Here is a 2,828-nt window from a genome sequence, read left to right on the forward strand (position 1 = left end):
GTACTCGTCTTATTATTAAAGGTTTTTAAGCAATCTTTACAACGATACCGTTGTATTGAACCCGACATCCCCCATTTTTTTAGCTGGCTAGAATGGCAGTGTGGACATTGGGATAGCATATCGAAAAGTGGCTGAATTAACTCATTCGCACTGATTTCAGTGTCTAATGCTTGAATTGACTGGTGAACTACCTCTCTTTGCGCCGGTGTCATAGAGAAAAGTGCTTTTGTGATTAGATTAAGCTTACTTACAAATAATTTAGTCTTCATTGCGAGTACCTTCAATCAGTTAAGTCTTATTTATAAGTATAGACAACAATTAGCTACAACAGAGCCTAATACTTATGGCCACCAGCCATTAAATTTATAGTAACCACTTTTTAGGGTGCAAATGAATAACAAAAAAATACAGGCATTTATTAAAACAGGCAAGCTAACACGTAAAGCGATTGGTGATGGTTTATATATCCGCGTGCAAACGGTTGGTAATGCTACTTGGGAGGTCAGATACACCTTTAAAGGCAAGCGCAAGGTAATTGCATTAGAGGGCGGTCAATATCCTCATTTATCTTTAGCGGATGCCAAAATAGAAACATTTAAGATTAAACAGTTAGCAAGGGCTGGCGAAGATCCATTAGCAGAACGTGCTCGTTTAAAAGAAGAAACAATATCCACTGTCGATGATCTGTTTGCTGATTGGTATCCTTCTATAGAAAAGAGACTTAAACACCCTGAGATCACCAAACGTATATATAGCAAAGAAATAAAACCGTTAATTGGGTATATGCAAATAGTGGACGTTACCCCGTTACAGATTAGAAGCGTATTCATTAAGGTAGCCTAGAGCAATAGGCCAACAACAGCTAACGATACGCTTTCTCGATGTAAGCAACTTTTTAATCATGTTTGCAAGCTTGAGTTGATTATTGGAAACCCCGCGCTTGCATTCAATGACTCTGATGCAGGAAGTAAAGAAAAAATCCGAGATCGCGCATTAAGTATTAAAGAGCTAACTGCTGTATTTAAAGCGTTGCGTAACAATGCGGACATATTTACACGAGATAATTATATAGCAGTGGCTTATTAGTAACGTTAGGCGTGCGTAAAGGAGAGCTGATTGAACATGTCAAACCTGAGGAGATCTAATAATGTCAGACAAACCCATAGAATATTTAGAGTTATATATTGAAGAGAATAGGTTATTACACAGGCCTGAACTTCAAGAACTATAAACCAGCTTGCTATATTAGGGCTGATTTGTGTAGTGGCAAGTGCTTCATTAATCTGTTTTGGTGTTATATAGCCCAGTTTAATAAACTCGCTAACGACTTGACGTGGTGATGTCATCATCTCTTCCCATTAAAATTTTAATTTATTTCACATCAAAAATAAATATAGCTTTAAGTTTGTTATTGCCCTGCTTAACAGTTATCACGTTAGGCTGAGAACTAATTATACCTTCTATTGATTCTTAATCGATGCATGGTTACAATGTAAATGATAACTAATCAAATTAATTGAGAGATAAATAATGACTGGATTAAGCCCACTGTTTCGTTGGATAGCCATCATTTCTACTTCATTATTATTGATGACAATCATATTAGCGGTTTAGTTTTTCTGCCGTTGCTACTTTGATTGGATTGTAACAGTGTAGAAAAAACACCAGAAAATGCGTTGTTCTTTGATTTTTAATATAAAAGTATTGCTGTACCTTACCGCCTTTATTCGCCATTTTATTGGTGATCCCACTTAGCGTTTCAATATTATGTAATATCACTCTCACTACCCTCTATATTCACAATAGAGGGTAGTGAGGTGATCGATTTTGACAATGTCAGAGACTCCACGTTTAACGATGTGTCAAAGTTATCCAAACAATAATTACTATCAACAACTAGATCAAAATCTTAAAGTGTTATATTATAACATTTTGTGATTTAACCTATTTGTTGAGATTATCGTATGTTGTTGTTTCTGAGTATCCTTGCGCTGTTTCTAGGGCCTATTAGCTATCGCTTATTGCAGCGTCAACCAGGTTGGTTAGACCTGCTTGATGCATTTATCTTTGTGACTATTTCAGGGTTGGTATTATTTCATATCTTGCCTGAATTGTTACATAGTGGCGGTTTATCTGTTTTAGTACTGATGGCACTAGGCTTATTTGCACCGAGTTGGGTAGAGAAATATTTTCATAAAGCAGCTCACCAAGCGCATCAAGCCACATTATTTCTTGGTGTCTTGGGCTTAGTATTACACGCTAGTATTGATGGCTCTGCATTAGTTGTGCAAGCGGGAGATCATACTGCATGGTTGCTAGCTTTGGGTGTTCTGTTACACCGTTTCCCTGTGGGATTAACGGTGTGGTGGTTATTACGCCCACAATATGGTCGCGTATTGCCGTTAGTGATATTGGCCTGTATGTCAGTGGCAACAATCGTTGGTGCACTGTTTGCTGATTACTCACTGGCACAATTAGATGGTCAATGGTTAGTTTGGTTGCAAGCATTTGTGATGGGATCAATTATGCATGTCGTGTTGCATCGTCCTTATCTGAAAGCGGGAAAACATGAGTTTGATGAAAATAAATCAGAAAATCGTTACGTAGCAGGTATTGGCAGTGTATTAGGTCTGATTGTACTGGCTGCGGTGTTATTGCCTCATTGGTTAGGTTATATCGAACATAATCACGATCATGGAACGCCTACTGAGATAGCGCATGAGGTGCATGGTGATGGAACAGATGATCACGAAGAACATGGTATTGAAGAACATGGTCACGAAGAATATGCTCATGAAGAACATGGTCACGAAGTAGATGCTCATGAA

The 2,828-nt window shown here is 37.9% G+C and carries 4 protein-coding genes; 2 read left to right on the forward strand and 2 right to left on the reverse strand.

Annotated features, from left to right (window positions below; genetic code table 11):
- On the reverse strand, positions 1–269 hold a 269-nt coding region (locus G322_RS21390; protein WP_022942793.1), incomplete at its 3' end, for an IS1/IS1595 family N-terminal zinc-binding domain-containing protein.
- Positions 270–390: 121 nt separating this feature from the next.
- On the opposite strand from G322_RS21390, the gene G322_RS21395 reads away from it, so the two are divergent.
- On the forward strand, positions 391–843 hold the full coding sequence (locus G322_RS21395) for an integrase arm-type DNA-binding domain-containing protein (protein ID WP_033422263.1): 453 nt from the start codon (positions 391–393) through the stop codon (positions 841–843).
- 759 nt (positions 844–1,602) lie between these two features.
- Here the strand turns inward: G322_RS21395 and G322_RS23590 are convergent.
- The gene (locus tag G322_RS23590) at positions 1,603–1,779 is read right to left on the reverse strand and encodes a hypothetical protein (RefSeq protein WP_022943164.1); all 177 of its coding nucleotides are present in this window, start codon (positions 1,777–1,779) and stop codon (positions 1,603–1,605) included.
- Between the two features lie 185 nt (positions 1,780–1,964).
- Here G322_RS23590 and G322_RS21405 point away from each other — a divergent pair.
- On the forward strand, positions 1,965–2,828 hold an 864-nt coding region (locus G322_RS21405), incomplete at its 3' end, for a hypothetical protein (protein ID WP_022943165.1).

Origin of the sequence: Psychromonas hadalis ATCC BAA-638 (genome assembly GCF_000420245.1) — a bacterium.
GTDB lineage: Bacteria > Pseudomonadota > Gammaproteobacteria > Enterobacterales > Psychromonadaceae > Psychromonas > Psychromonas hadalis.

What these genes read in the sequence shown, in the direction of transcription:
- G322_RS21395 (WP_033422263.1), top strand. Translation starts at nt 391, where the DNA reads ATGAATAACAAAAAAATACAGGCATTTATTAAAACAGGCAAGCTAACA.